Origin of the sequence: Sphingomonas sp. FUKUSWIS1, from assembly GCF_000733135.1 — a bacterium.
Lineage (GTDB): Bacteria > Pseudomonadota > Alphaproteobacteria > Sphingomonadales > Sphingomonadaceae > Sphingomonas > Sphingomonas aerolata.
In genome coordinates this window covers 5,644-6,572 of the sequence record NZ_JPJC01000081.1, presented here as the reverse complement: position 1 = coordinate 6,572, position 929 = coordinate 5,644, and the positions used below count along the sequence as shown (strand labels likewise).

Sequence of the window (929 nt, the reverse complement as noted above, 5' to 3'; positions counted from 1 at the left end):
GGGCGGCGACTGGATGACGACGCTGATCTTCGAGGTCCGCAACGTCCCCGCCGCGCTCTACAAGGCGATGGGCGGCTTCGCGACCAACGGCGTCAACATGACCAAGCTGGAAAGCTACCAGCGCAACGGCAGCTTTGCCGCGACCGAATTCTACGCCGATGTCGTCGGCAAGCCGGGCGACGCCAATCTCGACCACGCGCTAGAGGAACTCGGCTTCCATTCGAAATGGCTCCGCGTGCTGGGCACCTACCGCCAGGCGCGCACGCGCGGCTGAGTCACCCCTTCGCCCAGACGGTCAGCAGCGTGTGCGCGATCGCATAGGGCGGCGGCGGCAGGAAAGGTCCCTCCTCGCCGCGCAGCACCGCGCGCACCATCTCGCGCGGCACCCACATCGCATCCTCCAGCTCGTTCACGTCGAGCGTGATCGCGTCGTCGACGGCCTCCGCGACGCACGCGATCATCAGCGACGAGGGGAAGGGCCAGGGCTGGCTCGCGACATAGCGGACGCGGCCGACGCGCACGCCCGATTCCTCGGCGATCTCGCGCGCGACCGCCTCCTCGATCGATTCACCGGGCTCGAGAAACCCCGCAAGCGCCGAATAGCGCCCCGGCGGCCAGCCCTTGCCTCGCCCGAGCAGCGCGCGCCCGTCATGCTCGGCGATCATGATGACGACGGGATCGACCCGCGGGAAATGCTCGGTCGCGCAATTGGGGCATTTGCGCGCCCAGCCCGCGCGGAACATCGCGGTCGCGGTCCCGCATTTCGCGCAGAAGCGGTGCCGGACATGCCAGTCGAGGACGCTGCGCGCCGCGGCATAGGTCGCCGCCTCGCCCGGCGCGAGGCTGCCCAGCACCGCCATCAGCGCGGGCGAGCGCATCGCCGGGGCGTTGTCGACCCCCATGCCCGCCAGCAACGCGGTGAAATGCGG

1 protein-coding gene and 1 pseudogene are annotated in these 929 nt (G+C 70.0%); one reads left to right on the top strand and one right to left on the bottom strand.

Annotation, left to right across the window (positions count from 1 at the left end; all coding sequences use genetic code 11):
• Positions 1-274, top strand: a pseudogene (locus tag sphsw_RS20300) (prephenate dehydratase); the annotation flags it as partial.
• A 1-nt stretch (position 275) separates the two neighbouring features.
• On the opposite strand, the gene nudC reads toward sphsw_RS20300, so the two are convergent.
• A partial coding sequence (nudC, locus tag sphsw_RS05920; protein WP_042466645.1) for an NAD(+) diphosphatase occupies positions 276-929 on the bottom strand: 654 nt, incomplete at its 5' end.